The 25,946-nt window shown below is 69.4% G+C and carries 25 protein-coding genes and 2 tRNA genes; 13 read left to right on the forward strand and 14 right to left on the reverse strand.

Going from position 1 to position 25,946, the window contains the following annotated elements:
• Positions 1–58: 58 nt before the first annotated feature.
• Positions 59–132, reverse strand: a tRNA-Ile gene (locus ACWCOV_RS36485).
• A gap of 128 nt (positions 133–260) precedes the next feature.
• Here ACWCOV_RS36485 and ACWCOV_RS36490 point away from each other — a divergent pair.
• Positions 261–404 (forward strand): hypothetical protein, encoded by a 144-nt coding sequence (locus tag ACWCOV_RS36490; protein WP_449833933.1) that lies wholly within the window; start codon positions 261–263, stop codon positions 402–404.
• 138 nt (positions 405–542) lie between these two features.
• On the opposite strand, the gene ACWCOV_RS36495 is transcribed toward ACWCOV_RS36490, so the two are convergent.
• From ACWCOV_RS36495 to ACWCOV_RS36520, 6 genes are all read right to left on the reverse strand, one after another.
• Positions 543–615 (reverse strand) — tRNA-Asn (locus ACWCOV_RS36495).
• 126 nt (positions 616–741) lie between these two features.
• A complete protein-coding gene (locus ACWCOV_RS36500) occupies positions 742–1,281 on the reverse strand; it encodes a hypothetical protein (protein WP_449833934.1) in 540 nt (179 codons plus the stop codon).
• A gap of 59 nt (positions 1,282–1,340) precedes the next feature.
• Entirely contained in the window at positions 1,341–2,237 is an 897-nt protein-coding gene (locus ACWCOV_RS36505) for a sigma-70 family RNA polymerase sigma factor (RefSeq protein WP_449833935.1), read from the reverse strand.
• A 314-nt stretch (positions 2,238–2,551) separates the two neighbouring features.
• Positions 2,552–3,052: an SRPBCC family protein gene (locus tag ACWCOV_RS36510; RefSeq protein ID WP_449833936.1), complete on the reverse strand. Its 501-nt coding sequence runs from the start codon at positions 3,050–3,052 to the stop codon at positions 2,552–2,554.
• Positions 3,049–3,363 carry an ArsR/SmtB family transcription factor gene (locus tag ACWCOV_RS36515; RefSeq protein WP_449833937.1) on the reverse strand — a complete coding sequence of 105 codons (315 nt, stop codon included), beginning with the start codon at positions 3,361–3,363 and terminating at the stop codon, positions 3,049–3,051. The genes ACWCOV_RS36510 and ACWCOV_RS36515 overlap by 4 nt, the downstream gene beginning before the upstream one ends.
• Positions 3,364–3,396: 33 nt before the next feature.
• Positions 3,397–4,953 (reverse strand): amidohydrolase family protein, encoded by a 1,557-nt coding sequence (locus ACWCOV_RS36520; RefSeq protein WP_449833938.1) that lies wholly within the window; start codon positions 4,951–4,953, stop codon positions 3,397–3,399.
• Positions 4,954–5,032: 79 nt separating this feature from the next.
• Here ACWCOV_RS36520 and ACWCOV_RS36525 point away from each other — a divergent pair, with 79 nt between their 5' ends.
• From ACWCOV_RS36525 to ACWCOV_RS36535, 3 genes are read left to right on the forward strand one after another with little or no spacing between them, the layout of a single operon-like run.
• Positions 5,033–5,809, forward strand: coding sequence for a uracil-DNA glycosylase family protein (locus ACWCOV_RS36525; protein WP_449833939.1), 777 nt, complete (start codon positions 5,033–5,035; stop codon positions 5,807–5,809).
• 39 nt (positions 5,810–5,848) lie between these two features.
• Complete coding sequence (locus ACWCOV_RS36530) at positions 5,849–6,718, forward strand: exodeoxyribonuclease III (RefSeq protein WP_449833940.1); 870 nt, start codon at positions 5,849–5,851, stop codon at positions 6,716–6,718.
• On the forward strand, positions 6,718–7,833 hold the full coding sequence (locus tag ACWCOV_RS36535) for a hypothetical protein (protein WP_449833941.1): 1,116 nt from the start codon (positions 6,718–6,720) through the stop codon (positions 7,831–7,833). Before ACWCOV_RS36530 ends, ACWCOV_RS36535 begins: the two co-directional genes overlap by 1 nt.
• Here the strand turns inward: ACWCOV_RS36535 and ACWCOV_RS36540 are convergent.
• Entirely contained in the window at positions 7,826–8,326 is a 501-nt protein-coding gene (locus ACWCOV_RS36540) for a mycothiol transferase (protein ID WP_449833942.1), read from the reverse strand. The genes ACWCOV_RS36535 and ACWCOV_RS36540 overlap by 8 nt on opposite strands.
• A gap of 48 nt (positions 8,327–8,374) precedes the next feature.
• On the opposite strand from ACWCOV_RS36540, the gene ACWCOV_RS36545 reads away from it, so the two are divergent.
• Together ACWCOV_RS36545 and ACWCOV_RS36550 are read left to right on the forward strand one after the other, a co-directional pair.
• Positions 8,375–9,406 (forward strand): aldo/keto reductase, encoded by a 1,032-nt coding sequence (locus ACWCOV_RS36545; RefSeq protein ID WP_449833943.1) that lies wholly within the window; start codon positions 8,375–8,377, stop codon positions 9,404–9,406.
• 40 nt (positions 9,407–9,446) lie between these two features.
• Entirely contained in the window at positions 9,447–10,172 is a 726-nt protein-coding gene (locus ACWCOV_RS36550; protein ID WP_449833944.1) for a DUF5995 family protein, read from the forward strand.
• Here ACWCOV_RS36550 and ACWCOV_RS36555 read toward each other — a convergent pair.
• Positions 10,169–10,873, reverse strand: coding sequence for a M50 family metallopeptidase (locus tag ACWCOV_RS36555; RefSeq protein WP_449833945.1), 705 nt, complete (start codon positions 10,871–10,873; stop codon positions 10,169–10,171). The genes ACWCOV_RS36550 and ACWCOV_RS36555 overlap by 4 nt on opposite strands.
• Before the next feature lie 130 nt (positions 10,874–11,003).
• Between ACWCOV_RS36555 and ACWCOV_RS36560 the strand changes: the two genes are divergently transcribed.
• From ACWCOV_RS36560 to ACWCOV_RS36575, 4 genes are all read left to right on the forward strand, one after another.
• Positions 11,004–13,070 (forward strand): S41 family peptidase, encoded by a 2,067-nt coding sequence (locus ACWCOV_RS36560; RefSeq protein ID WP_449833946.1) that lies wholly within the window; start codon positions 11,004–11,006, stop codon positions 13,068–13,070.
• Between the two features lie 183 nt (positions 13,071–13,253).
• The gene (locus ACWCOV_RS36565; protein ID WP_449833947.1) at positions 13,254–13,955 is read left to right on the forward strand and encodes a calcium-binding protein; all 702 of its coding nucleotides are present in this window, start codon (positions 13,254–13,256) and stop codon (positions 13,953–13,955) included.
• Between the two features lie 25 nt (positions 13,956–13,980).
• The gene (locus tag ACWCOV_RS36570; RefSeq protein ID WP_449833948.1) at positions 13,981–15,234 is read left to right on the forward strand and encodes an aconitase X; all 1,254 of its coding nucleotides are present in this window, start codon (positions 13,981–13,983) and stop codon (positions 15,232–15,234) included.
• Positions 15,231–15,656 (forward strand): aconitase X swivel domain-containing protein, encoded by a 426-nt coding sequence (locus tag ACWCOV_RS36575; protein ID WP_449833949.1) that lies wholly within the window; start codon positions 15,231–15,233, stop codon positions 15,654–15,656. Before ACWCOV_RS36570 ends, ACWCOV_RS36575 begins: the two co-directional genes overlap by 4 nt.
• Here the strand turns inward: ACWCOV_RS36575 and ACWCOV_RS36580 are convergent.
• Positions 15,600–16,802 (reverse strand): MFS transporter, encoded by a 1,203-nt coding sequence (locus ACWCOV_RS36580; RefSeq protein WP_449833950.1) that lies wholly within the window; start codon positions 16,800–16,802, stop codon positions 15,600–15,602. The two genes, ACWCOV_RS36575 and ACWCOV_RS36580, sit on opposite strands and share 57 nt — an antisense overlap.
• A gap of 130 nt (positions 16,803–16,932) precedes the next feature.
• Between ACWCOV_RS36580 and ACWCOV_RS36585 the strand changes: the two genes are divergently transcribed.
• Positions 16,933–17,763, forward strand: a complete 831-nt coding sequence (locus tag ACWCOV_RS36585) for a phosphatase PAP2 family protein (RefSeq protein WP_449833951.1) — start codon at positions 16,933–16,935, stop codon at positions 17,761–17,763.
• On the opposite strand, the gene ACWCOV_RS36590 is transcribed toward ACWCOV_RS36585, so the two are convergent.
• The gene (locus tag ACWCOV_RS36590) at positions 17,706–19,916 is read right to left on the reverse strand and encodes a bifunctional SulP family inorganic anion transporter/carbonic anhydrase (protein ID WP_449833952.1); all 2,211 of its coding nucleotides are present in this window, start codon (positions 19,914–19,916) and stop codon (positions 17,706–17,708) included. The genes ACWCOV_RS36585 and ACWCOV_RS36590 overlap by 58 nt on opposite strands.
• 235 nt (positions 19,917–20,151) lie before the next feature.
• On the opposite strand from ACWCOV_RS36590, the gene ACWCOV_RS36595 reads away from it, so the two are divergent.
• Together ACWCOV_RS36595 and ACWCOV_RS36600 are read left to right on the forward strand one after the other, a co-directional pair.
• A complete protein-coding gene (locus tag ACWCOV_RS36595; RefSeq protein WP_449833953.1) occupies positions 20,152–20,925 on the forward strand; it encodes an SDR family NAD(P)-dependent oxidoreductase in 774 nt (257 codons plus the stop codon).
• Positions 20,925–21,314, forward strand: coding sequence for a MerR family transcriptional regulator (locus ACWCOV_RS36600; RefSeq protein WP_449833954.1), 390 nt, complete (start codon positions 20,925–20,927; stop codon positions 21,312–21,314). The genes ACWCOV_RS36595 and ACWCOV_RS36600 overlap by 1 nt, the downstream gene beginning before the upstream one ends.
• A 6-nt stretch (positions 21,315–21,320) precedes the next feature.
• On the opposite strand, the gene ACWCOV_RS36605 is transcribed toward ACWCOV_RS36600, so the two are convergent.
• From ACWCOV_RS36605 to ACWCOV_RS36615, 3 genes are all read right to left on the reverse strand, one after another.
• Complete coding sequence (locus ACWCOV_RS36605) at positions 21,321–22,049, reverse strand: DUF427 domain-containing protein (RefSeq protein ID WP_449833955.1); 729 nt, start codon at positions 22,047–22,049, stop codon at positions 21,321–21,323.
• A 63-nt stretch (positions 22,050–22,112) separates the two neighbouring features.
• On the reverse strand, positions 22,113–24,239 hold the full coding sequence (locus ACWCOV_RS36610) for a fibronectin type III domain-containing protein (protein ID WP_449833956.1): 2,127 nt from the start codon (positions 24,237–24,239) through the stop codon (positions 22,113–22,115).
• A gap of 134 nt (positions 24,240–24,373) precedes the next feature.
• Entirely contained in the window at positions 24,374–25,891 is a 1,518-nt protein-coding gene (locus ACWCOV_RS36615; protein ID WP_449833957.1) for an MFS transporter, read from the reverse strand.
• Between the last annotated feature and the right edge of the window lie 55 nt (positions 25,892–25,946).

Raw genomic sequence — 25,946 nt, forward strand, 5'->3', positions numbered from 1 at the left:
CAGGTGAACCCACGAATCGTGGGTTCACCTGTCCGGTATGTCTGGAGACATCACATTGTAGGGCGGGTGGGACTCGAACCCACGACCCAAGGATTATGAGTCCTCTGCTCTAACCGGCTGAGCTACCGCCCCGTGTGCGGGAGATCGTATCGGGTCTGGGTGGGTGGGGCGCGAAACCAGGGGTGGGTCAGGGGTTTGACTGAGGGGCGGTTGGGGCGGACCGGGCATGATGGAGGCAACTCCCGAGGAAGGGAAGACCGATGGGCTGGTTCATATTCTTCGTGCTCGTGGTGGGCGCGGTGGCGGCGTACAAGTACCGGGTGCCGCTGATCGCCAAGCTGACCGGGCAGCCGCAGCACCGCATCCAGCGGGCGATCGATCGGCGGAAGGAAAACAAGGGCTGATCAGGCGCTACCGAGTCGGTCCGGGCGGCGGGTGAGTGTGGCCGCCGTCCGGCCTCTCGGGCTGCTTCACGCGGTACGGCGTACGCCGTCAGAAGGCATGAAAGAAGCCGGCTCCTGAGTGGATACCGGCTTGGGTTGCTCCCGCGACTGGACTCGAACCAGTAACCTGCCGGTTAACAGCCGGCTGCTCTGCCAATTGAGCTACGCGGGATCGGTGTGTATCTTGCCCCCGATCCCCGAGGACCTGAGTAGGTTAGCAGGCCCGGGTCGAACTACAAAAACGGGATTCCGGGGCCGGGAAGTTGGCTTCCGGGGCAGCTTCGCGGGCGGCTGCCGGTCAGATGCCGAACTCGTCGCGGACCGACTTCAGGGCGGCCTCGGCGGCGTCGACGACGCCGGGCTGGCTGGGCTCCAATCCCTTGTCCAGAACGAAGTTCCAGGTGACCGGCGCGTCGGTGTCGGCGGGGCTGCGGCGGCCGACGATGCGGACGCCGCGCTTGCCGGTCAGCGGGACGTGGCGCTGGACGACGATGCTCGCGTCGACGCGTTCGCGGAGCAGTTGGCCGAAGCGGCCGGGGTCGTCGAGCTTGAGCTCGGTCGCCCGCAGCGGGGTGCCGAACGCGGTGGTCTCGTAGATGTGCATCACGGACGCCTCGGAGTCCCAGCCGGCGCGCTCGATCGCCTCCCAGCCGACGCGGCGGAGCTGGTCCGGGGCGTCGGCGGGGAGGTAGACGGCGGCGCGAGTGCCGGCGACCCAGTGGCCGTCGGCCAGCTGGACCGCGGCGAGGATGTCCTCCTTGCCGCCGGCCGCTTGCTTGGACGTGGCGGTCACTGACTCGGTCAGTTCGCTGGGCCAGGTGGTGCGCCGGAGTCTCACGCTCCCATCATTCCAGTTGGTCCAAGGGGGATCGGTGTGGGTCGCTGAGGTGAGGATGGTCAGGCGGCGTAGTCGCGGAGGTGGGGAGTGGCTCGGCGGCGGAGGTGGCGGAGGGCCTCGCGTTCCAGGGCGCGGATCTCGTCGGCGGTGAGGTTCAGGGCGATGGCGGCTTCTTCGGGGGTGGAGGGAGCTCGGCCGTTGAGGCCGTAGCGGTGGTGGAGGACGGTCTGGTGGAGGTCGTCGAGGAACTGGAGGTGGTGGGCCAGATCTCGGCGGAGGGCGGCTTGGAGGACTACGGACTCGTCGTCGATCAGGGCTTCGGAGTCGTCCAGGTCGAGGGTTTCGGGGTGGACTCGCCAGGCTTGGGCGCGTTCGACCCGGGCGATGCTGAGGTCGGCCGAGGTGGCCAGCTCCTGGGTGGTCGGTTCGCGGCCCAGGCGTTGGGTGAGGTCGTGCCGGATCGCGGCCAGCCGGCAGGCGTCGGCGTACGCCTGGGCCGGCATGCGGACCAAGCGTGACCGGTCGGAGATCGCGCGGCCGATCGACTGCTTGATCCACCAGATCGCGTACGTCGAGAAGCGGTGACCGCGGCGGTGGTCGAACCGCTCGACGGCGCGCATCAGGCCGATGTTGCCTTCCTGGATCAGGTCGAGGAGCGAGATGCCCTTGCCCGTATAGCGCTTGGCGAGGGACACGACCAGGCGCAGGTTGCCCTCGATCATCCGCCGCCACGACCGGCGGCCGAGCGCGACCACCTGCCGCAGGTCCGCGTCGTGACCGGCCGGCCCGCCCGGCGGCTGTCCCGCGGCCAGGCGTTCGGCGGCCAGCAGGCCGGCCTCGATCCAGTACGAGTGCTCGTTGACCTCCTCCAGGGTGAGTAGTTCGTGGTGCCCGATGTCGCGCAGGTAGGCGATGAGCGCGGTGATGTCGGCGGGTTCGCAGTCGAGCTCGGCCATCCGTTCCCCTCTCTTCGTCAGAGAGAGTGCCGTGATCTGCCCCGCTTCGGGGTGCTGACTTTCCGTCGGTGGATAACTACCGGAGGTCATCACACCTGCCCTGTGGATAACAGGACTCACCATCTGCAAGAGCCGTATGATGCGCGGCTGCGCGCGAGTGGGGGAGGTGTAAGGCGGGGGCCGCCGGATGGCCGAGTGGGCGTCCAGGTGGGTGGGGTGGGGCAGATCAGCGCCGGCGGCGGGGAAGAGCAAGGCCCGCCCCAACGCCGGGCGCCGGGCGGCGGGCGGCGGGAAGGAGGGTAAGTCCTAGATTCCTACCGCCAGCTTGGGTAGGCGGATGCGACCTCTTCGTAGCGGGTGGACCAGTTGGGGAGAGGCTCGCCGGAGAGGTGAGCTGTCAGGCGGTCGAGGAAGGCGTGGGTGCCGGGAAGGAAGCCGCGGGCGTTGGTGGGGGACAGGTCGGTGTGGGTGAAGGTCAGAAGTGTGCCTTCGCCGTCCCGCCTGAGTTCGTACCGGACGACGCTCTCCTCGACGATCCGCTGGTTCCACTCGTGCTCCAGCACGTACGGCGGGTCCCAGACCAGGATGCGGCCGGTCAGGCGCTTCGCGTCGGGGGCGGCCGGCGGCTCGTCCGGCACCATCTCGATCGAACCGCCGGCGCGGGGATCGATCGAGGTCTCGCCGAACCAGGCCTTGCGTTCCAGCGGATCGGTGAGCGCGGCCCACACGGCCTCGATCGGGTGCGGCAAGTGCCGGCGGAACGTCATCGTGGCCCGGTCACCGTCGATGGTGAGCTCGCCCTGCGGGTCGGTCATTCGTCAGTCTCCTTCTGGGTCAGGTGGTGCTCCAGCGCGTCGAGGTGCCGCGGCCAGTACTTGCGGTACCGGCTGATCCAGTTCTCGATCTCGAGCAGCCGATCGGCGCGGAGCGCGTAGATCCGGCGCTGGCCGTCCGGGCGGACCTCGACCAGGCCGACCTCGCGCAGGATGCGGAGATGGCGCGAGACGGCGGGCTGGGTCAGCCGGTGCAGGTGCTCGACCAACTCGCCGGCGGGGCGTTCCCGCTCGGCGAGCAGGTCCAGGAGCTCACGCCGGCTGGGTTCCGCGATCGCCTCGAACACGTCCATGACCAGAAATATTACAAGAAGCGTATATACAGATCAAGTGATATATCCCCGGAGGCCGGAGAGCAGGCCGTTGTGGAACGGGTTGGCGTCGACCGCGTCGAACCAGGCCGGCCCGGTGGTGAGCGGTTCGTACGGCGGGATGGTGACCGGCGGCGGGGTCGCGGCAGACGGGCCACGACGGCGGAGTTCGCTGTCCAGCTCAGGCGCCGGCATGTCGGGCAGCAGGACAAAGCTGCCGTCGGTGTCCATCGGGCCGTCGCCGGCGACCGCGGCGGCGAAGCCGGTCTCGTCGGCAGCGGCCAGCGCGGCGAAGGTGGCCGCCGCCCGGGCCGAGGCGGCCGACGGGTTCTTCCGGATCTCCTCCAGCTCGGACAGCACCGACTTCCAGGTGACCGTCGGGTCGCCGTAGTCGATCGACCGGGACAGCCGCCCCACCGAGATCGCCGTCGCCGCAGGAGCCACTATTTTCATCAGAGACCGCAGGCCATACCGTGCCCGCCCACCCACGATCACCAGCCGTATGTCGGCCTCCGTCGCCGCGATCAGATTCCGGTGGACGTCGGCATGATCGCGCCGTACGACGATCAGGTCGGCCAGCGCGCCGCGTTCGATCCGGCCGAGTGGATGCGGCCAGACGCCCGACAACGCCTCGCCGGGATTGGACGTCGCCAGCCGCACCAATTCCTCGTCCGTGAACACCGGTGACGGCTGCGCTTTGTTCCAGATATCGGCGACTTTCAACTCCCACAGCACGTTCCGGGTCCCCGACGGCGCCCAGTCCGAACCGATGCACAGCCGGACGCCGGCCGCTTTCGCCGCGGCCACGTCCGCGGTCGCGCCGTACAGCCAGTAGTTCGAGAACGGGGACCAGACCAGGCTCGATTTCCCGGCCTTCATCCGGGCGAAATCGGCCGCGGTCAGCGCGCCGCCGTGAATGGCGACCAGCTGCGGCGTGACCACGCCGACCTCGTCCAGCAGCTGGAACTCCTTGCGCAGTTTCGGATCCGACCCCTCGGCCGAATGCGCGATGAATCCGCGCCCCTGCTGGACGGCGGCGGCGTACGGCGCCAGCGCTTCTTTGCTGTCGGCAACAAGAGTGCTGACCCGGATGAAGTCGTCGCGGGTGCCGAGTTTCTCGGAGTCGATGTTGCGGATCAGGTCGTTGTCCGGCGGTACGGCGCCCCGCGGGTTGCCCTGGATCGACGTCGTGCCGCCGACGATCGCGCGCGTCTCGACGTACCGGAGCAGGGCGCGCCCGGCCGCGGCGCCGAGCAGCCGGGCGGGCTGGCTGATCTGCTCGCTGTATGTCGGCGCACGTCCCCACTGGTTGTGGGAGGTCCACGGAACCGTGCGCGAAGGCTCGGTCCACAACGGCAGGCTGTTGTACATCAAATGGTTGTGCAGATCGATCAGGCCGGGATAGATGAGGCCGCCCGCGACAAGTCGCGGCGCATTCTCGAAACCGCCGGGTACGGCGTCGAGCGGGGTGACAGCCGCGATCAGTCCGTCGTCGCCGACGTACACCGCGCCCTGCTCGAGCACCTCGCCGCCGGACCGCATCGTCACAACGGTTCCACGCAGTACAAACATGTCCCCTCCCGTCCTACAATCCCCGTGCCGCCCTGTTCACGAGCGTAGGTCAGGAATCGTTGAGGGGGAGGTATTGACGATGGCCGATTTCGATCCCGGCCCGCCGGCCGCGGTGGCACGGCACTTCGCGAATGTGCCCAGTTACGCGGATTTCCGGCAATTGTTCTGGCACGACTGGGGTCCGGTGTTCTACCGGGGCCGGCTGAATCGCAGCGCGCGGTTGCTGGCGATCGCGTCCGATCCCGGTCCGACCGAGCGGATCGCGGGCCGGACGCTGGTGGGAGACGCCGGGCAGCGCGTGCAGGGGTTCCTGACCAAGCTCGGCCTGACGCGCAGCTACGCCCTCGTCAACGCGTACGCGTACGCGCTGTTGCCGTCGCGGGCGCAGCAGGCCGCGCCGCTGCTGTCCAAGCCCGATCACCTCGCCTGGCGCAACGCGCTGCTCGACATGATCACCGGTCCGGACCTGCAGGCCATCGTCGCGTTCGGCGCCCAGGCGCGTGCGGCGCTCAGGCTGTGGGAGAGCAAGCCCGACGTGCCGGTGTTCGAGGTGCCGCACCCGTCGAGCCGGAGCCCGCAGGTGCTGCTGGACAACTGGCGCGAGGCGGTGACCGATCTCCGGGCGATCGTCACGCCGGATACCGACGGCGACCCGGCGGTGCCGAACTACGGCCCGAAGTTCCTCGAGACCGACTACGCGCGGATCCCGCCGCGCGACCTGCCGTTCGGCGTGCCGCCGTGGCTGGGGGACGACGCCTGGGGACGCAAGGACAAGCCGAGACACAACAACAGCGTCGAACGCCCGGCCAGCGACCTCCGCAACACCCTGGTCTGGCGGGCACCGAAACTCGGCTGAAGCCTGAAATGGTCCGTGCCGGGGACTACCGTGGGTCGGGTGCGAGTAGCGACCTGGAATGTGAACTCGGTGAAGCAGCGGCTGCCGCGGTTGCTGGGGTGGTTGGACGAGCGGCAGCCGGACGTGGTGTGCCTGCAGGAGACGAAGCTCGCGGACGACGCGTTCACCGAGCTGCTGGACGACGAGCTGACCGCGCGCGGCTACGAGACGGCCCTGTACGGCGAAGTGCAGTGGAACGGTGTCGCGCTGCTCTCCAAGGTCGGCCTGGAGGACGTGGTCACCGGAGTCGCCGAGGCGCCCGGCTTCCCGAAGCCCGAGGCCCGCGCGGTCGCGGCGACCTGTGGTGGCATCCGCATCCACTCGCTCTACGTGCCGAACGGGCGCGTCCCCGACTCCGACCACTACCACTACAAGCTCGCCTGGCTCGCCGCCCTGCGTGAGGTCGTCGCGGCCGGTCCGGCCGACCAGATCGTCTGCGGCGACATGAACATCGCCCCGACCGACGCCGACGTCTTCGACCCGGCGGCGTACGTCGGTCAGACGCATGTGACTGCGCCGGAGCGGCAGGCGCTCGCGGACCTGATGGCCGCCAAGGACCTGCACGACGTCGTCCGCGACCGCTGGCCCGACCACCGGATCTTCAGCTACTGGGACTACCGGGCCGGCATGTTCCACCAGGACCTCGGCATGCGGATCGACCTGATGCTCGCGACCGCGCCGGTGGCGGATCGGGTCAAGGCGGCGTGGATCGATCGCCAGGCCCGCAAGGGCACCGGTCCGAGTGACCACGCGCCAGTCATCCTCGACCTGGACGTCGCGCCCGACGGCGACATCGGTCCGGTCGTGCCACCACCGTCCGCGCCGCGGACGGGCCGGAAGAAGACCACCAAGCTCCCGCAGAACCGCTGATGCGCCGCCTGGTCGCCGCGGCCCTGCTGCTGGCCTGTCTCGTCGCGTGCAACGACGCCAAGTCATCGACTCCGCCGGTGACCTGGACCAAGGTCGACGTCGGCGCGGAGCCCGTCACGCTCACCCAGTTCGGCGACCAGCTGCTGGTCGGCCTGCGTGATCGTGGTGCCAAGGTGGTTCCGCAACTCGTGGTCCTGGACGGCGACCAGCGCAAGCAGGTCAAGGTCACGCCGTCACCGAAGAGCCCGTACGCGTTCGAGGCGATCTGGTACTCGATCGCGTACGACGGCAAGCAGCTGCTCGCGCTCGGCGGCGCGGCCGGCGGCGCGCACTCGAACACGCGCTGGACGGTGTGGACAGGCACGGTCGACGGTGGTCTGGTGGAGCGTCCGCAGGAGTTCAACACGTTCGGCGGGCAGACCGCGGGCGGACTGTACTCGGCCGTCATCACGCCGACCGGCCGCGCGCTCCTCGGGTCCTGGGGCGGTGTGGAGACCGGGAACGACGGCGCGGTGTGGCTTCCGGAGAGCGACGCGAAGTGGGTCCGGCAGAACCCGGCGAAGACAGCCCTGCAGAGTACGCCGTCCCTCCTGGTCGGACCGAGCTACGGTACGACGCTGGGCAACAGCATCGTGCTCGTCGGCTCGCAGGTGCGCCTCGCGCCGAACGTGGTCGCCCAGGAGGCCGCGGTCTGGCAGTCGACCAATCTCAACCAGGGGTGGCGCGCGATCGGGCTGCCTGAGCCGGGCAACCGCAGCCAAGCGATGACAGCAACCTGTGATTCGTCCGGCTGCTACATCTCCGGGTACGTCGACGGCCAGCTGGCCATCTGGCAGCTGTCGCGGAGCGGCCCCGCCAAGCGTCTGAAGGACGTGCCGGCGATTTCGGTCGGGGACAAGGACAAGCTGCCGCCCCCGCTCGTCGTCGGCGACAAGGTCGTCCAGATCGTTGCTCAAGACAACAAGGTCAAGGTGGTCAGCGGGTGGGACGGCAGCTGGACCGTGCGGGAGTCGAACGACGGTCCGCAGGGTCCCGTGGTCGATGCCGCCTACACCGCCTCGAACAAGCTCTACCTGATCGCCGGCGGGACGCTGTGGGAAACCAAGCTCAACTGAGCAGGCCCTTCACGTACGCCGCCTGACCTGCGTGCTGGTCGCAGTCGTTGATCACGCTGACCAGCCGGACGCCGAGCGAGACCGGCGGATTCCACCGGCGGTCGACGATCCGGTCCAGGCCGTCGTCGGTGACCGTCTTCAGGAACTCCACCGTGCGCTCGTGCACGGCGTCGTAGTACCCGAGTAGTTGGTCAGCCGACAGCTGGACGAGCGCGACCTCCTTCGTAGTGTGCGCATACCCGGTGTCGGCGGCGTCGAGCGGGAGTCCGAGCCGCTCGTGCCAGCCGTCCGCGGTGTACACCTGTTCGTACCCGCCGGCGTCGGCGAGATGGTCGTCCTGGACCCGGGTCAGGTGCCACACCAGCCAGGCGATCGAGTTGGCCGTGTCACCCGGCCGCGCGGCGAGGGTAGTGTCGTCGAGGTCGGCTACGACGTCGTGCACCACTTCGCGGATCCGGCTGTGGGCGTCGATCAGCAGCTCACTTGTATCCATGAACAGCCACCGTAGTCGGCCGTTCGGACAGTCTGAGAAGGAGCAATCGTGGAATACCGCACTCTGGGCGCCAGCGGCGCCGTCGTCTCCACCTACGCGCTCGGCACGATGACGTTCGGCAACGAGACCGACGAGGCCGGCTCGCACGCGCAGCTGGATCGGTACGTCGAGGCCGGCGGCAACTTCGTCGACACCGCCGACGTGTACTCCGCCGGGGTCTCGGAGGAGATCGTCGGCCGCTGGCTGGCGAAGAGCTCGGCGCGCGACGACCTCGTACTCGCCACCAAGGGCCGGTTCCCGACCGGCGACTCACCGAACGACGTCGGCACCTCCCGTCGGCACCTCCGCCGCGCCCTGGACGCCTCGCTCAGCCGCCTCGGCGTGGAGCACATCGACCTCTACCAGTTGCACGCGTGGGACCCGGTCACCCCGCTCGAGGAGACGCTCGGCTTCCTGGAGGACGCCGTCCGCGCGGGGAAGATCTCGTACGGCGGCCTGTCGAACTTCACCGGGTGGCAGCTGCAGAAGGCGTGCGACCTGATCGACCGGCGCGGGTGGTCGCGGCTGGTCACGCTGCAGCCGCAGTACAACCTGCTCGTGCGTGAGATCGAGTGGGAGATCGTCCCGGCCGCGCAGGACAACGGGCTGGGGCTGCTGCCGTGGTCGCCGCTGGGTGGTGGCTGGCTGACCGGGAAGTACTCGTTCGACGAGGAGCCGACAGGTGCCACCCGGCTGGGTGAGAACCCGGACCGCGGCGTCGAGTCGTGGCACCGCCGGAGCCGCAACCAGCGCGTCCGCGACGTGGTGGAGGCGGTCCGGGAGATTGCTGAGGCGCGAGGCATCTCGATGGCGCAGGTGGCGCTCGCGTGGCTGGTCGACCGCCCGGCCATCACCTCGGTCATCCTCGGCGCCCGCACGATGGAGCAGCTCAACGACAACCTCGCTGCTGCCGACCTGCACCTCACCGCGGACGAGACCGCCAAGTTGAACGAGGCAAGCGACCCAGGCGCCGCCGACTACCCGTACGGCGGTCCAGGCACCGACCAGCGCTCCCGCCCGATCACCGGTGGTCGCGCCTGACGAGCTGGTAGGAGGCATCGCGCATGCTGAGGGAGATTCGATGAGCGAGGACATTGCAGGTGTTGTCGCCCGGATGCAGCAGCGGCTGGACGAGCTGCCGGCGGAGCTGGAGCACCGGCGGATCTTCCTCAGCACCTACCTGCGCACCACCCAGGCCGTCGGTACGGCGATCGACCAAGCGCGCTTCGAGGACCCGGAGTGGGTCGAGCTGTGGGACGTGAAGTTCGCCGAGCTGTACCTGGACGCGCACGACGCGGCGCAGACCGCCGCGCGACCCTGGCGGCTCGCCTTCGGGACACCTGCGGACATGCCGCCACTGGTACACGTCCTGCTCGGCATCAACGCGCACGTCAACTACGACCTGCCGCAGGCGTTGCTGGCCGTGATCAGTGACGAGGACTTCACCGATCCACAGCTGATGGCCAGGCGCCGCCGCGACCACGAACGGATCGACGGTGTGCTGGCGGAACGTGTCGCTGCGGAGGACCGCCAGCTCGGTGGCGCAAGGAGTCTGCTCGACCAGGTGCTGACCCCGCTCAACCGGCTCGCGTCGCAGCGGTTCCTGCGCGAGTCGCGGCAGAAGGTCTGGCACAACACCGCCGAGTTGCAACGCGCCCGCCTCGACGGCCAAACGGCGTACGCAACTCGGCTGGCTGAGTTGGAGCTCCTCAGTGCCGCGAAGATCGCGGACCTGCTGCGCCCGGGCCAAGTGCTCCTGCGGCTCGCCATCACCGGCTTCGGCGTGACGCTGCCACCACCGGCCTAGTCCGGCAACACACCTGACCACACGACGCCGAGTGCCAAGCACGCGAGCGTCACCAGGCCGAAGAAGCCGACCCACATCAGCGCGGGTACGCCGGTCAGGCGCCGCAACTGATCGGCGTCGGAACTACGCCCGCCACCGCCGCGGCGCGAGTGCTGCAACTCCAGTACGGCACGTGGCGCAGCCAGCAGCAGGAACCAGGTCAGCAGATGGGCGAACGCGGACTGCACGTCCGGCGATCCCCACCACGACACCGCGAACACGACCGCACCGAAGACCAGCACCGACCACAGTCCGAAGAGATTGCGGATCTGCAGCAGCAGGACGAGCAAGGCGAGCAACAGTCCCCACAGCAGCGCCACGGCGTACCCACGGCTGAGCACAAAGGCCGCAGCCAGCCCGAACAACGCCGGACCGGGATAACCGGCCAGCAGTACGGCGATCATGCCCGGGCCAGTGGGGTGGCCGCGCGACACGGTGACCCCGGACGTGTCGGAGTGCAGCCGGATCCCGGCCAGCTTCCGTCCGACGAGCGCGGCGATCAGGCCGTGCGCGCCCTCGTGCGCGATCGTCACGACCTGCCGCGTGTACCGCCAGATCGGCCGCCAGGCGATCAGCAGCAGCGCCGCGATCCCGGTGCCGATGACGACCCGGAGCGACGGATCCGGCTGCACCGACGTCAAGCTGTCCCAGACCTCATCCACCACCCCATCCTTGCAGCAAGGTGGTCAACCGTTGTCCCGTTGACATCGCCGGATGCGCGGACGACGGTTGAGGGATCGTGGCCCGGGGAGGGGCTGCCGCATTGGGGGAGAGATGTCACAGCCACGCAACATGAAGTCGACGACCCAGCAGAAGACGACGGCGAAGAAGACCAGCACCGCCAAGAAGACCAGCACAGCGAAGAAGGCGCAGACGACCGCGACGACGGCCACCAAGCGGGCTGCCAGGAAGACCATCGCGAGTACCGCCGGGACCCGCACGACCCGGGCAGCGACCACCGAGGCCGCGGCGGCCGCCGTACCGCTGCCGCAGTTTCTGGCCTCGGCCGGAACGCTGACGCTCGGGCAACGGAAGCTGCTCGTCGACCAGTCGTTGCTGATCCTCGAGCAGAACTACGTGCACCTACCGCTCAAGGCTGCGATGCACGCGGTGAACCCGTTGCAGCGGCTGCGGGTGATGCGGTCGCGGATGGAACGCCAGAACGCCGACACGATGGAGCCCGAGTGGGTGTTCCACCGGCAGATGTCGAGCATCTTCCACTCGGTGCGCGACCTGCACACCAACTACCTGCTGCCGGCTCCGTTCGCCGGCAAGATCGCGTACCTGCCGTTCATGATCGAGAAGTGCTACGACGCCGGCGGCGAGGAGCACTACCTGATCACCCGGGTGGTGACCGGCTACTCGGCGCCGCAGTTCGGTCCCGGCGCCGAGGTGACGCACTGGAACGGCACACCGATCGCCCGTGCCGTGGCCCTGAACGGCGCCCAGTTCGCCGGGAGCAACGACGCGGCCAACCTGGCGCGTGGGCTGGAGTCGCTCACGTTGCGGCCCCTGCTCATCCAGTTGCCGCCCGACGAGGCGTGGGTCACCCTGACCTACCTCGGTCTCGACGGCTCCACGCAGGAGCTGCGCGAGGAGTGGAAGGTGACCGCCAACCTCCCGCCGATGACGGATCTGGACGCGATCAGCGAGACCTCCGCCTCGATGGGCCTGGACCTCGACTCCGACGAGAAGGCCCGGGCCAAGAAGGCGCTCTACGTGCGTGACGTGGTCGAGCTGGAACGCGGTCAGAGCTCGGCCGAGCTGCGGACGCCGGCCGCGGTCGGCGCCGCGGATCTGCCGACCACGATGCCCGGCGTCTTCCGGGCCCGCGAGGTCGTGACGCCGGACGGGACCTTCGGGCACCTGCGGATCTTCACCTTCAGCGTGCAGGACCCGGTCGCGTTCCGGGACGAGTTCGTCCGGTTGGCCGGGCTGCTGCCGCAGCGTGGGCTGATCGTGGACGTCCGCGACAACGGCGGCGGCCACATCTTCGCCAGCGAGTTCACCCTGCAGACGCTGACCCCGCGGCGGATCTCGCCGGAGCCGGTGCAGTTCATCAGCACAGCGCTGAACCTGCGGATCTGCCGCCGGCACAAGGACAACCCGGCCGGGATCGACCTTGGTCCGTGGTTCGAGTCGCTCGAGCTGGCGACCGAGACGGGGGCCGGGTACTCGGCCGCGAAGCCGATCACGCCCGAGGACGGCGCGAACGACATCGGCCAGACCTACCACGGCCCGGTGGTGCTGATCACCGACGCCCGCTGCTACTCGGCGACCGACATCTTCGCCGCCGGGTTCGCCGACCACGAGATCGGCACCATCCTCGGGGTCGACGACAACACCGGCGCGGGTGGCGCGAACGTGTGGACGCACGGGTTGCTCGCCGCGCTGCTGAACGAACCACCGCCGCCGGACTCGACCTCGCCGTACGAGGCGTTGCCGAACGGCGCGAACCTGCGCGTCTCGATCCGCCGCACGCTGCGGGTCGGCGAGCTGTCCGGCACGCCGGTCGAGGACCTCGGCATCCGACCGCACGAGACCCACAAGATGACGCGGGCCGACCTGCTCGACGGCAACGTCGACCTGCTGAACAAGGCCGGCTCGTTGCTGGCGGCGATGCCACACCGCCGGCTCGGCGTGTCGACGTCCCTCAGCGGTACGACGCTCACCGTCACGCTCGACGTGGAAGGGATGAACCGGGTCGATCTGTACCTCGACGACCGGCCGATCAGCTCCGAGGACCTGGCCGGCGCGCCGCTGAGCATCGACATCCTCGACGTCACCTCGGGGCAGCTGCTCAGAGCCGACGGCTACCAGGCCGGGACCCTGGTCGCCTCCCGTCGGCACACCGTTTGAAGGATGTAGCTGACCGCTGGGGTGCCGTCACTGGGCACCGTCGTGCGGTTCGGGTGACGCCAGCAGGTGCCTGTGGCGTCACCCCGGGCTTATCGCCAAGGTGTAGGTGCCGGTGCTGTGATGTCAGTAGGTCGTTGATCCCTTGGTGGATCCGCGGCGACTGGCATCAGTGGAGGGGGAGTCATGCGCAAGTTTTCTTTGGGGGTGGCGGTGCTGCTGCTCGGTACGGTGCTGCCGACCGCGGCGAACGCCCAGGAACCGCCGCTGTGCGGTCCGCCCGGCGAGGAGGTGCCGGCCACGATCGTCGGGGCGGGCACCATCGTCGGCACGAGCGGTGACGACGTGATCGTCGCCAGTGCCGGCAACGACATCGTGTTCGCCGGTGACGGCGACGACCTCGTGTGCGCAGAAGGCGGGAACGACACGGTCGACGGTGGCCGGGGCAACGACGTGCTCATCGGCGACGAGCTCGACAGCCTGCCGTTCGCGCCGTCGAACGGGACGAACAACGACGTCCTGAACGGTGGCCAGGGCGACGACCTGCTGGCCGGTCTTGGTGGCGACGACACTCTGAACGGCGGTCAGGGTGCGGACCAGCTCATCGGGTTCGGCGGGGTCGACACGATCAATGGTGGCGCCGGCGACGACACCGCGTTCGGCGGACCGCTCGACGACGCGATCACTGGCGGCCCGGACAACGACACGCTGTTCGGCAACTTCGGCAGTGACACGATCAGTGGTGGCGCCGGCGACGACTTCGTCGACGGCGACAACCCGTTCCCGCCGCCGCCCGGCGGCCCGCCGTTCCCACCCGGCGGCAACAACGACGTGTGCAGCGGCGGTGCTGGTACCGACGTTGTACAGAACTGCGAGGTCACGTCCTGACCATGAGGTTGTAGATTTTCGGATTGTGGACAATCTCCAGCTGACCGCCGAGGAAGAGGACCTGCTCGGCGGTCGGCACGGAGACGGCGTGGCGCTGGCGATGCGGGTGATCGTCGGCCTGGCCCGGATCGAGGGTGCGCCGCGGCTGGTCGAGATCACCTCGGCGCACGTCGACTCCTGCCTGTACCACGGCCAGGTCAGCCTCGACTTCGCCTACCAGCTGGCCCGCCTCGGCGCGAAGGTCCGGGTCCCGACCACCCTGAACGTCGGCTCGATGGATCTGCTGCATCCCGGCCTGGTCCGCACCGGCACCGACGCCGAACGCGAGACCGCTCTCCGCGGCCGCGAGCTGATGGCCGCGTACGTCGACCTCGGTTGCACGCCGACGTGGACCTGCGCGCCGTACCAGCTCCCGAACCGGCCGGGTCTCGGTGAGCACGTGGCCTGGGCGGAGTCGAACGCGATCGTGTTCGCCAACTCGGTCCTCGGCGCCCGGACCGACCGGTACGGCGACTTCCTCGACATCTGCGCCGCGATCACCGCGCGAGCGCCGTATTCCGGACTGCAGACGACCGAGGCGCGGCGCGGGACCGTGGTCTTCGACTGCCGTCCGCTCGGTGACTTCCTGCGGACGGACCTGGCGTACCCGTTGCTCGGGGTGCACGTCGGGTCGATGGTCGGTGGCGAGATCCCTGTGCTGGTGGGGATTCCGGCGGATGTCAGCGAGGACAACCTGAAGGCGTTCGGCGCCGCGGCGGCGTCGGCCGGGGGAGTCGCCCTGTTCCACGCGGTCGGCGTCACCCCGGAAGCGCCTACGGGTCCGCTCGACGAGTTGCCGACGTACGTGGTCGACCTCGAGACGATGCGACGAACCAGGCGTCGATTGTCGACAATCGCCGCGGACCAGATCGATGCGGTGAGTGTCGGCACCCCGCACGCGTCGTACGACGAATGCCGGCAACTGGCCGATCTGCTGCGCAACGGCCCGCCCATCCGGGTGCCGTTCTACCTGTCCACCGGCCGCGCGACCCGGGAGCGCGCGGCCGAGACCGGAGTCATCAGCACCCTCGAAGCGGCCGGCGTCACGATCGTGGTCGACACCTGCACGTACGTGACCGCGATCCTCTCGCCGGCCTGGAAGAACGTGATGACGAACTCCGGCAAGTGGGCGCACTACGCCCCGGGCAACATCGGCGTCGACGTGGTCCTCGGCTCGCTGGCGGAATGCGTCGCCTCCGCCCGCGCGGGCCGGGTCGTCCTCGAGGAGCTGACGGCATGACGATCGAGGCGCGCACCCTTCATCCCGGCACCGCGGTCGGTACGCCGATCCGCCTGACCGCGCCGCTGTCGTTCTGGGGCGGGACCGACGAGCACGGCCGGATCGTCGACGCTCATCATCCGCAGTGCGGCGAGGTCCTGGCCGGTCGCGTCCTGGTGATGGAGTCCGGCCGCGGTTCGAGCTCCGCGTCCAGCGTGCTCGCCGAGCAGATCCGCGCGGGCGCTGCCCCGGCCGCGATCATTCTCGCCCGCCCCGACTCGATCATTGCCTTGGGCGCCCTTGTCGCCCACGAGCTCTACGGTCTCTCGACACCGGTCGTCGTCGTGGACGAAGCGGCGTACGGCGAGCTCCCGGCCGACCAACCGCTACACGTCCGTGCGACTACCGACCACGCGACGGTCAGCTGGCCGCCGCATCAGTAACGCAGTCGCGAGGAACAACACCGCACACGCGGCCAGCGCGACCGGCAGACTGCTCAGCCGGGCGATCGCGGCGATCCCCACTCCACAGACGATCTCGCCCAGGTACTCGAGCTGCGCCAGGAACGAGTGCGTCGTCGCCCGCACGTCCGCCGTCGTCCGCGCGTTCACCCAGATCGTGCTGATCACCCGCGTCAGCGGAGTGACGATCCCGGAGACCAGTACGACGGCGATCGCGCCGACCACCGGATCCCGGGCCACCGCGAGCATCAGCATGCTGACCACCCCCGCGACAGCCGCCCACGCATAGTCGGTGCGGGCGTGGTCGCCGTCGATGCGCCTCCCGAACACGCGCAACGTCAGCGCGCCGACGATCAGCCCGACGACACCGAGGCCGGTGAACCAGATGATCGGATCCGGCTCGCTCGGCCACCCCAGGTCGAGCAACTGCTTCTGCGTCATCCGCCCGGCCGCGTCCGACGCGCCGTTGACCAGGAAGGTCGCGCCGAAGATCAGCATGATCTCGCGGTTCCGCCGTACCAAGGTCAGACCGCGGCGGAACGTCGTCCACGACGCCGACCACCGCGCGGTGCGGATCGGGACGAATCGCTCCTCGGTGAACCTGAGCGCGATGTAGACCGCGAGCGACATCATCGCGACACCGGCCACGACGATCGTGACATCGCGGCGGGTCGCCCACGCGAGCAGCCCGAGCGCGATCAGGCCGGTCGCCGCCCCGGTCAGCTGAGCCCGGGCAGCCCGTGCGAGTACGGCGCTGATGCGGTCCGGCTGATCGAGCTCGTCGGTGATCCAGGCGACGTCCGATCCACTCGCGAACGTCCACGAGATGCCCCACAGGACCTGCGTCGCGAGGAGCAGCGGGAACGACGTGACGAGGCCGGTGGCGAGCATCGCCGTACCCATCAGCAGCTGCGAGATCACCAGCGACCACTTGCGGCTGACCGTGTCGGCGAACACGCCGGCCGGCACCTCGCACAGCAGCCCGAAGACGCTCTGCACCGACCCGATCAGCACCAGCTGGGCGGGGGAGAGGCCGGCGTCGACGACCAGGTAGACGCTCGTCACGAGCCACCACCCGTTGTGCAGCACCGCCCGCATCCAGGTCCACCGGATGAACACGCCAACCATCCCCGAACCCTTCCCGACCCACCCACGCCCGGCAACGCAATTACGCAGGCCGAAGTGTGAGGTGGTTCATATTCTTCGCAACTATAAGCAGATTGCGATAATTTGGAACGCGGGCTGAGGAGGGGTTCTCGTGGCGCAACTGACGCTGGAGCGGGTGGACCAACCGGTCGTCAAGCAATCGGTCGTGCTGCGGCCGCGGGCCGGCGGCGGACGGCGGATCATCCGCGAGGTCGCGCTGCTGGCAGTCCTGTTCGGCGCCTACAACCTCGGCCGGTTTCTGTCCGCCGACCATGCGGGACCGGCGTACCGGCATGCCGACAAGTTGATCGGCTGGGAGGCCTGGCTCGGGCTGCCGAGTGAGGCGACCGTGCAGCACCAGGCGCTGCGGATCTCCGGATTGGCCGAGGCCGCGAACGTCTTCTACGCGAGCGTGCACTTCCCGCTGACCGCGACAGTTCTGCTGTGGTTGATGATCCGGCGGCCGGCCGAGTACGGCAAAGCACGTTGGGCGCTTGCGTCACTGACCGGCTTGGCGCTGGTCGGGCACACGTTCTTCCCACTGGCGCCGCCGCGGATGATGCCCGGCTGGGTGGACACCGGCGTGCTGCTCGGGCAGTCCGTCTACGGTCCGACGACGGACTCCGGGGTGGCGAACCAGTTCGCGGCGATGCCGAGCCTGCATGTCGGCTGGGCGTTCATGGTCGCGGTGTTCCTGATCCGGGCGACCCACTCGCGGTGGCGCTGGTTGTGGATGGCGCACCCGGTGCTGACGTTCGCCGTCGTCGTGGTGACGGCCAACCACTACTGGCTCGACGGGCTGGTCGCGATCGCGTTGGCCCTGCCGCTCCTGCTGATCTTCGACGCGCGGCGGGTGCGCTTGAAGAGCGCACCCGCCAGGTTCGATCAGCGTTTGGACAAGGTGCCGGCGGTGGCCAGTTCCTCGTCGGCACGGACCAGGTAGGGCTCGCGGTCGAGGACCAGCCGGGCCGCCGCCGCTCCGATGTCGAACCACAGTCCGATCAGCTCGAGCCGTCCTTCGGCCTCGGCCTTGCGGACACAGGCGAAGCTGCGCAGGTTCGCCAGCTGTACGCCGACGTTCGCGACGGACAGCTTGTCGGCCGGAGACAGTTTCACCCCGGTCGCCGGGTCGACGATGTCCGGTAGTCCGACGGCACGCCGTACCGACGGCTCCAGGTGGCGGAGCCAGCTCTGCAGGCCGGAGCCGGCTGGGACGTTCGCCTCCAGCGCGGCCGCCGCCGCACCGCAGTGCGAGTGACCGCAGACCACGATCGACCGCACACCGAGGACGTCGACGGCGTACTCGATCGCGGCGTCGACGGAGTTGCTGTTCGATCCCTTCGGCGGGACCAGGTTGCCGATGTTGCGGACGCAGAACTGGTCGCCGGGACCACTCGTGGTGATCATGTTCGGCAGGATCCGTGAGTCCGCGCAGGTGATGAACAGGTGCGCCGGACGCTGTCCGTCGGCCGCCAGTTTGGCCAGCATCGGCCGGATCTCGTCGGCCGACGCCTCGAACGCGCGAACGCCGTCCAGCATCGAGACGCGCTGGTCGGGCTCGGGGATGACCTGGCGCTGCCAGGGCAGCAGCCGCCGGGCCGTGTCGGTGTGCAGCGCGGCCCGCAGCGCCACCCGGTTGAGCTCGACCGAGCCTCCGCGCGCGAGGTGACCGCGCCGCCAGTCCTCGATCGCTTCGTACGCCGCGTGGTCGAGGTGATCGACCTCGAGCTCGACTCGCACCTTGGTGCCGACGGGGATCGTCCGCAGCGTGCGGACCAGTGATGCGACGCCGAGGAAGACGAGTGAGCCGCGGATCCGCACGGTCCACAGTCCGTCCTGCTCGGTCGCGGTGACGGTCGCTCGGGTGAGCCGGTAGAGCACGCGCGCGAGCGCGAGCACCAGACCGAGCAGCACACCCTCGGCCAGCCCGAGTACGGCGACGCCGGCAGCGGTCACGACGTACACGAGTAGCTCGTCATGCCGCCGCAAGGTGCGGATGTGGGCGAGCTGGACCAGGCGCAGCCCGATGACGAGCAGTACGCCGGCCAGGGCGGCCATCGGGATGAGTTCGAGCATCGAGCCCGCGGCGAGCACGAACGCCGCGATCCAGATGCCGTGCATGATCGCCGACGCCCGGCTGCGCGCGCCGGCCGCGACGTTGGTGGAGCTGCGCACGATCACGCCGGTCACCGGCATGCCACCGAGTGCGCCGGACACCGCATTCGCGGCGCCCTGGCCGATCAGCTCACGATCCAGGTTGCTGCGCTTGCCGCTATGAAGCTTGTCCACGGCAACGGCTGACAGCAGTGACTCCACGCTGGCGACCAGGGCCACGGTCAGCACCGCGGTGATGATCTCCATCGGGGTGCCGTCGGGCACCGCGGGCAGGATCAGCTCCTGCAACGGCTGGTCCGGAAGGTTGACCCGGGCGACGTCCGCCATGAACACGGCTGCCAGCGCCGTCACCGCGACGACAGCCACCAGCGGCGCCGGAATCGCTTTGGCCCTGGGCACTCTGGGCCAGGCCAGCAGGATGACGACGGTCAGCACGCCGACCAGCACCGAGTGCGGATGGTGAGCCACGAGCTGGCCGGGCAGGGCCGCCAGATTGGCGATCATCGAGCTCTGCGCCTGGCCGCCGAGCACCACGTGCAGCTGCTGGACGGCGATGGTGACGCCGATCCCCGCGAGCATGCCATGCACCACGGCGGGTGAGAGTGAGAGGGCGAGCCGCCCGATCCGGGTGACGCCCAGCAGGATCTGCAGGAGGCCGGCGGCGCAGGTGATGCCGGCGGTCGCGGCCCAGCCGAACTGGCCGACCAGGCCCGCGACGACAACGGTGAGGCCGGCAGCCGGGCCGCTGACCTGCAACGGGGAGCCGCCCAGCGCGCCGGCGACCACACCGCCGACCACCGCGGCCACCAGGCCGGCGATCAGCGGGGCGCCGGACGCGGCGGCGATCCCGAGCGAGAGTGGAATGGCGATCAGGAAGACCACCAGCGAGGCCGGCAGGTCATGGTGGAGAACGGATCGCCAGGTGCTGCGTTCGGACAGAGGTGTCCGGTCGGAACCTGGCGGAGAATGGGAAGTGGACATGGTCGGCACGGGTCCTCCGGCGTCGGGTGCTCAGGGCAACAGCTCGGGCATCAGGCGTCGAAACAAAGAGTGTCGATCTGGTTACCTATCGTACTGGCCCGTTCCAGCCCACAACAGCGACAATCCCAATTCGTTGCCGATGGCCCCGACGTCCGAAAGGTGACGATTGCTCACGGCATCCACGCCGCGCCGTAGACTTTCCGGGGGCCAGTGAGGGACGAGAAGGAGTCGGCACGTGGATCTGCAACTGTCCGGTCGGACCGCGGTTGTCACCGGAGCGAGCAAGGGGATCGGGCTGGCCTGCGTGGAGGCGCTCGCGGCGGAGGGTGCGAAGGTGACCGGGATTTCCCGTGACCCCGGGAATCTCGCGAAGGCGCAGGAGGAGCTCGCGGCCAAGGGGCTGAGCTACGGCGTCGAGGCGGTCGACCTGACCGATGCCGACGCGACCAGGGCTGCGTTCGAGCGGATCGGCGTACCGGACATCCTGATCAACTGTGCGGGCGCGGCCCGGCGGACGCCGGTCGACGAGCTGGACAGTAAGGCGCTGCACGCGGCGATGGAGGCGAAGTACTTCACCTACATGCACGCGACCGAGGCGGTCATCCGCGGCATGGCCGAGCGCGGCAGCGGCGCGGTCGTGAACGTGGTCGGCCAGGGCGGGCGCGCGGCGAACCCGCTGCACATCGGCGGTGGCGCGGCCAACGCGGCGCTGATGCTGGCGTCGGTCGGCTACGCCAAGGCGTACGCCGGGCAGGGCGTCCGGGTGAACGTGATCAACCCCGGCATGACTCGAACGGCCCGGGTGGACGAGGGCCTCGAGGCCGCGGTCCGCGCGAGCGGCCGGCCGAAGGAGGAGTTGCTGGCGGAGATGGTCGCCGAGATCCCGATGGGCCGAGCCGGCGAACCCGCCGAGGTCGCCAACGTCGCCGTCTTCCTCGCCTCCCCGCTCGCCAGCTACGTCACCGGCGCCATCATCACCATGGACGGCGGCGTCACCTCGGCGATCTGATGTTCGGGATCGGCGACCTCGCGGGCCGGTTCGGGCTGGCCACTCATGTGCTCAGGCACTGGGAGGACGAAGGCCTGCTCACCCCGGCCGCGCGAGTCGGCGGCCAACGCCGGTACGACGAGTCGCACGTCGCTCGCGTGGTGATGATCCAGCGCGCCAAGGCCGCCGGCCTCAGCCTCGACCAGATCCGCCGCATGTTCGAGGCCCCCGGCGGCCCCGAGCGCCGAGCGGTCCTCACCGAGCAGGACGCCGTCCTCGACGAGCAGATCCGCCAGGCGCAGGAGTCCAAGCGCCTCATCCAGCACGCCCTCACCTGCGAGGCCCCCGACTTCACCGCGTGCCCCCACTTCCAGCAGTTGATCGCGGACCTGAGACCCGGTGGGAAGTGACCCGGGTCAGTCCGAGAACGGGGTGATCGGGCGGTCCTGGAGGACGCCGTCGACGGTGGTGTCGACCTTTTCGTCGAAGAAGGCGATGTGGTTGGCGATCGGGAGCAGCGGAGCGGTGGGGAAGTCGTAGGACCAGGCGAGGTCCGCGCGGTCGCCGACCGACCACCAGGCCGACGTCGTGCCCTTGTACGGGCAGGAGGTGACAGTGCTGCTCGGGGTGAGGTGCTCCAGGCGCACCGCCGTACGCGGGAAGTAGTAGCGCGGTGGCAGCCCGGTCTCGAAGACGATCACGGTCGAGGCCGATTCCGCGAGGACGACGCCGTCGACCGCGACCTGGACATGCCGGGTCGACTTGATCGCGTCGCAGCGCGCGTACGGATTGCGCGGGTGGACGAAGACCTCCTCGTCCTCCTCGAACCAGCTGTCCAGCGCGTCCCACTGGAAGCGGACCCGGTCCTTCGCGACGCCGTCGTCGTACACCCACGCCTTGCCCGACCCCGCGGTGTGCACCCGCGCGACACCGTGCTCGAACGTCTTCGTCTCGCCGGTGTCAGCCAGCACCCCGTCGGCCACGTCCGCGACCGGCACGTAGTACTGCGGGTAGGGCGGGAACTCCCACAGATAGATCGCGTCCGACGTGTCCAGTACGACGCGATCGCCGAGAGTCGCGCGGATCCGGCGGGGGACCGGCGCGGTCGAGCCAGGCGGGACGAGAGGTTCGGGATAGGCGCTCATTCGTCCAGTAAAGGCACGGGGCCGGCCCAGGGGAAGGCCGGCCCCGCGATCTGTGGACAACCGTCAGACGGTGATCCAGTCGATGTCGGCGATGTAGCCGCCCGGGTTGTGCACCTTGATCGAGTTGGTTCCGGCCTGGAGCTTCATCGGCAGGTAGGTGACCTGTGGCGTGCCCCAGTCGTTGTCGCCGAGGCCGTGGTAGTTCACCCAGTAGTCGTCGGCGCCGTTGACGGTGAGCATGCTCTGCCGGCTGGTGTCGCCGTCGGTGTAGGCGATCTTCACCAGGTAGGTCCCGGTGGCCGGCACGGTGATGTCGTTCAGCGTCACCGACGCGTCGTAGCCGATGTTGCCGATCTTCTGGCCGCCGGAGCACAGGTTGCAGCCGGAGATGCCCGCGTTCCCGGTCAGCGTGCTGGTCGACGCCTCGGCCTCGTACTTCACCGGCCCACCCGACTTCGAGGTGAACATGGTGACCGGCGCACTCGCTTCCGAGGCCCGGCCGCCCGACACGCCCTGCACGGTGAACGTGTACTGCGTCTGCGGCAGCAGCCCGGTCACCACCGCGCTCGTGGTCGAGCTGGTCGCCACCTGCTTGCCGTTGGCAAACACCTGGTACGACGAGGCGCCGGTGCTCGGCTGCCAGCCGAGCGTGACCGTCGTACGGCTCACGTCGGTCGCGGTCAGGTCGGCCGGCTTGCTCGGCGACGCCTTCTTCTCCGGCGTGATCTTGTACAGCTTCGAGCCGTGCGCAGGGAGGTCCGCGCTGACCTGGCTGGAGACGCCGCGGGTGTTCTGGTTCGCCCAGACGTCGCGGACGGTGGCCTTGCCGGTGATGCCGAGCTGGTCGAAGTTCCCGGTCACCGCGGCCGGGGTCTCGGCCAGGTTGAACAGGCCGACCGTGACGCTGCCGTCGGCGTTCTTGGCGTACCAGACCTGCTGCAGCTGGTCCTGGTTCAGCGGGCGGGCCGGGTTGCCGGACTGGTTGATCGCGATGACCTCGCGGTTGGTCAGCAGCTTCAGGCCGTACGCGTCCAGCTTGGTCATGTCGTCACCGACGAACAGCGGCGCGGCGTTGATCGCCCAGAACGTCATGTAGCTCTGCCGCTCGGCCTCGTTGATGCCGTCCATCTCGCCGACGCCGACGTTGATCGCGTCCAGGTTGTTCCAGTGCCCCGGCCCGGCGTCGTCGATCCACTGCGGCAGGTCCCACCAGCGCTGCTTCACCGAGCCGTCCCAGCGGACGATGGTGTCGCAGTAGCACTCCACGTCGGTGTCGATCCGCCAGCCGTTCGAGTTCTGCTTCCAGACGTCGGCGTACCGGTGGCTGAGCGACCACGACAGCGTGTACATCATCGGGCGGCCGGAGTTCTGGACGGCGCGCCACCACGCCTCGACGTCCTCGGTGTTGTTGTGGTTCGGGTCGTCCGGCGCGCCCTTCCAGGAGCCCGGGCCGACCCCGTCCATCTTGATGAAGTCGACACCCCAGCTGGCGAACAGGTTCGCGATGGAGTCCGCGTACTTCTGCGCGCACGGGCTCGCGTAGTTGATCTTGTACGCCTGGTCCCAGCCGTTCGTGGTGCGCAGGTCCGGGTAGACGATGTCGCGGGTGAAGCAGCCGGGCGCGTCGTAGATCGGCGTGTTGCCGTCGCGGTAGACGTCGAACCCGAGCCCGACCACGGTGTAGATGCCGAACTTCAGGCCGAGCTTGTGGAGGTCGTCGCCGACCGCCTTCATCCCGCGCGGGAACCGCTTCGGGTTCGCGGTCGGGCGGCCGTACTCGTCACCGCCGAGCTGCCAGCCGGCGTCGATGTTGATGTACTCGTAGCCGAACGGCTTGAGCTTGGTCGCCATCGCCTGGGCCTGGGTGAGGATGTTCTGCTCGGAGATGAAGCTGCCCGGGCCGTCCGGGTTCACGCCCGGGTAGTTGGTGGACTGCAGGCTCCAGCTGGACCAGCCCATGTACGGCTTGGCCGCGACCTGCGGGTACGTCGCCGGCGTGGACTTGGCGCTCGTGGTCAGGTCGGGGACGCCCTGGAAGGCGGAGTCCGGCTCGACCAGCGCCGGCTTGGGGCCGGGCTGGTGGGCGGTGGGTTGGGCCGCGTCGGCCGGTGCGATCGCGGCAGCCGTCGACACCAGGGCGACGGAGGCCAGCACGGCCGCGGCGGTACGGCGTCTGGTGAGGTTCAGCACGATGTGATCCCTCGGGGGGAGGAGAGAGCGGACCTCGCCGAGCCTAGGGGTGCTTAATTTACGTCGTCAAGTATTCAGCGCCACCGGATCCGGGGCAGGGCGGGGAGGCAGCTTCCCGGCCCTGCCCCGGACGACTAGTGGTGTTGCGGGCGCCGGCGTGGGCGCATCGGCCGCGTGTGCGGGTCCGTGCGCTGGTGCTGGCGGCGGCCCAGAGTGAACGGGCGCGAGGTGCGCGTGACCCGCGGGCTGGTCGGGGCCGACAGTTGGATCTCGGTCTGCTCGAGGTTGACCCGGACCGGGGCCTGGTGCCAGGGGGAGCGGGTGCGGACCAGGACCAGCCGGAACCGGCCGTCGCGGCGCAGCCGCAGAGCGATCGCGATCGTCGCGGCGGCCGGGATCAGCCCGGACAGCAGCAGGCTGCTGCGCGCGCCCCAGGTCTGGGCGAGGAAACCGACCAGCGGACCGCCGATCGCGCCGCCGCCGATGAACACCAGGTTGTAGATCCCGGAGACCCGCCCACGCAACCCGTCGGGCGTGGTCAGCTGGACCATCGACTGCGCGGCGGTCAGGAACATCAGCGTCGCCATGCCGAGCGCGGCCAGCAGCGGGACGAAGGTCCACAGCGAGGGCTGGATCGCGGCCAGAATCTCCATCACGGCCAGGAAGGACGCGATGCCGACCAGGTTCCGCAGCCGGGGCGTCCGGACCCGCCGTGCGGACAGCAGCGCGCCGGTCAGCGCTCCCACGGCGACCACGGAGTTCAGTACGCCGTACCCGGTGGCGCCGATGTGGAAGACCCGGTCGGCGAACGCGGTCAGCGTCACCGGCAGGCTGATCGCGAACATGCCGTAGATCCCGACCAGCGCGATCGCCCAGCGGACGGCCGGCTCGTGGAACGCGTACCGCACGCCGTCCTTCAGCCCGTCCCGGATCCGCATCCCGGCACTCGCCTTGCGGGCCGCCTGCAGGCCTGGCATCTCGTGCTCGCGCATCCTCAGCAGCGCGGAGATCGAGGCGAAGAAGGTGATCGCGTTGATCGCGAAGGCCCAGCCGGTGCCGAGCGCGCCGAGCAGCACGCCGCCGAGCGCCGGGCCGACCATGCTACCCAGCTGGAACGTCGACGAGACCATGCTGATCGCGTTCCGGACCCGCTCCTTGCCGACCAGTTCGGGGACGAAGGACTGCCGGGTCGGGTTGTCGACCGCGGTCGCCAGGCCGAGGAACAGCGCCATCAGGTAGACCTGCCAGACCTGGACCGAGCCGGTGAAGGCCAGGACGGCGAGGACGGCGGCCCCCGTGCCCATCGTCGTCTGGGTGACCAGCAGGACCTTCCGCTTCGGGAAGCGGTCCGCGATCACGCCGCCGTACAGGCCGAGCAGGAGAGTGGGGAGGAACTGCAGCGCGGTGGTGATGCCGACCGCGGTGGCGCTGCCGGTGATCGTGAGCACCAGCCAGTCCTGGGCGATGCGCTGGATCCAGCCGCCGGTCGAGCTGACCAGGAGTCCGCTGACCAGGAGGCGGAAGTTGCGGACCTCCAGGGCGCTGAACGTCTCCCGGAAGCCGGGGCGGCGCCGCGTGTCGGTCGCGGTCTTGCTGTTGTGGGTGTGGAAGTCGGGGACGGATGGGACAGTACCGGTGGCCCGGGAGGTCAAGAGCGTTCCCTACGCGAGTGGACTGGTCAGGGGAGGACACGTCCATCCTCACGGT

The organism is Kribbella sp. NPDC002412 (assembly GCF_053592935.1).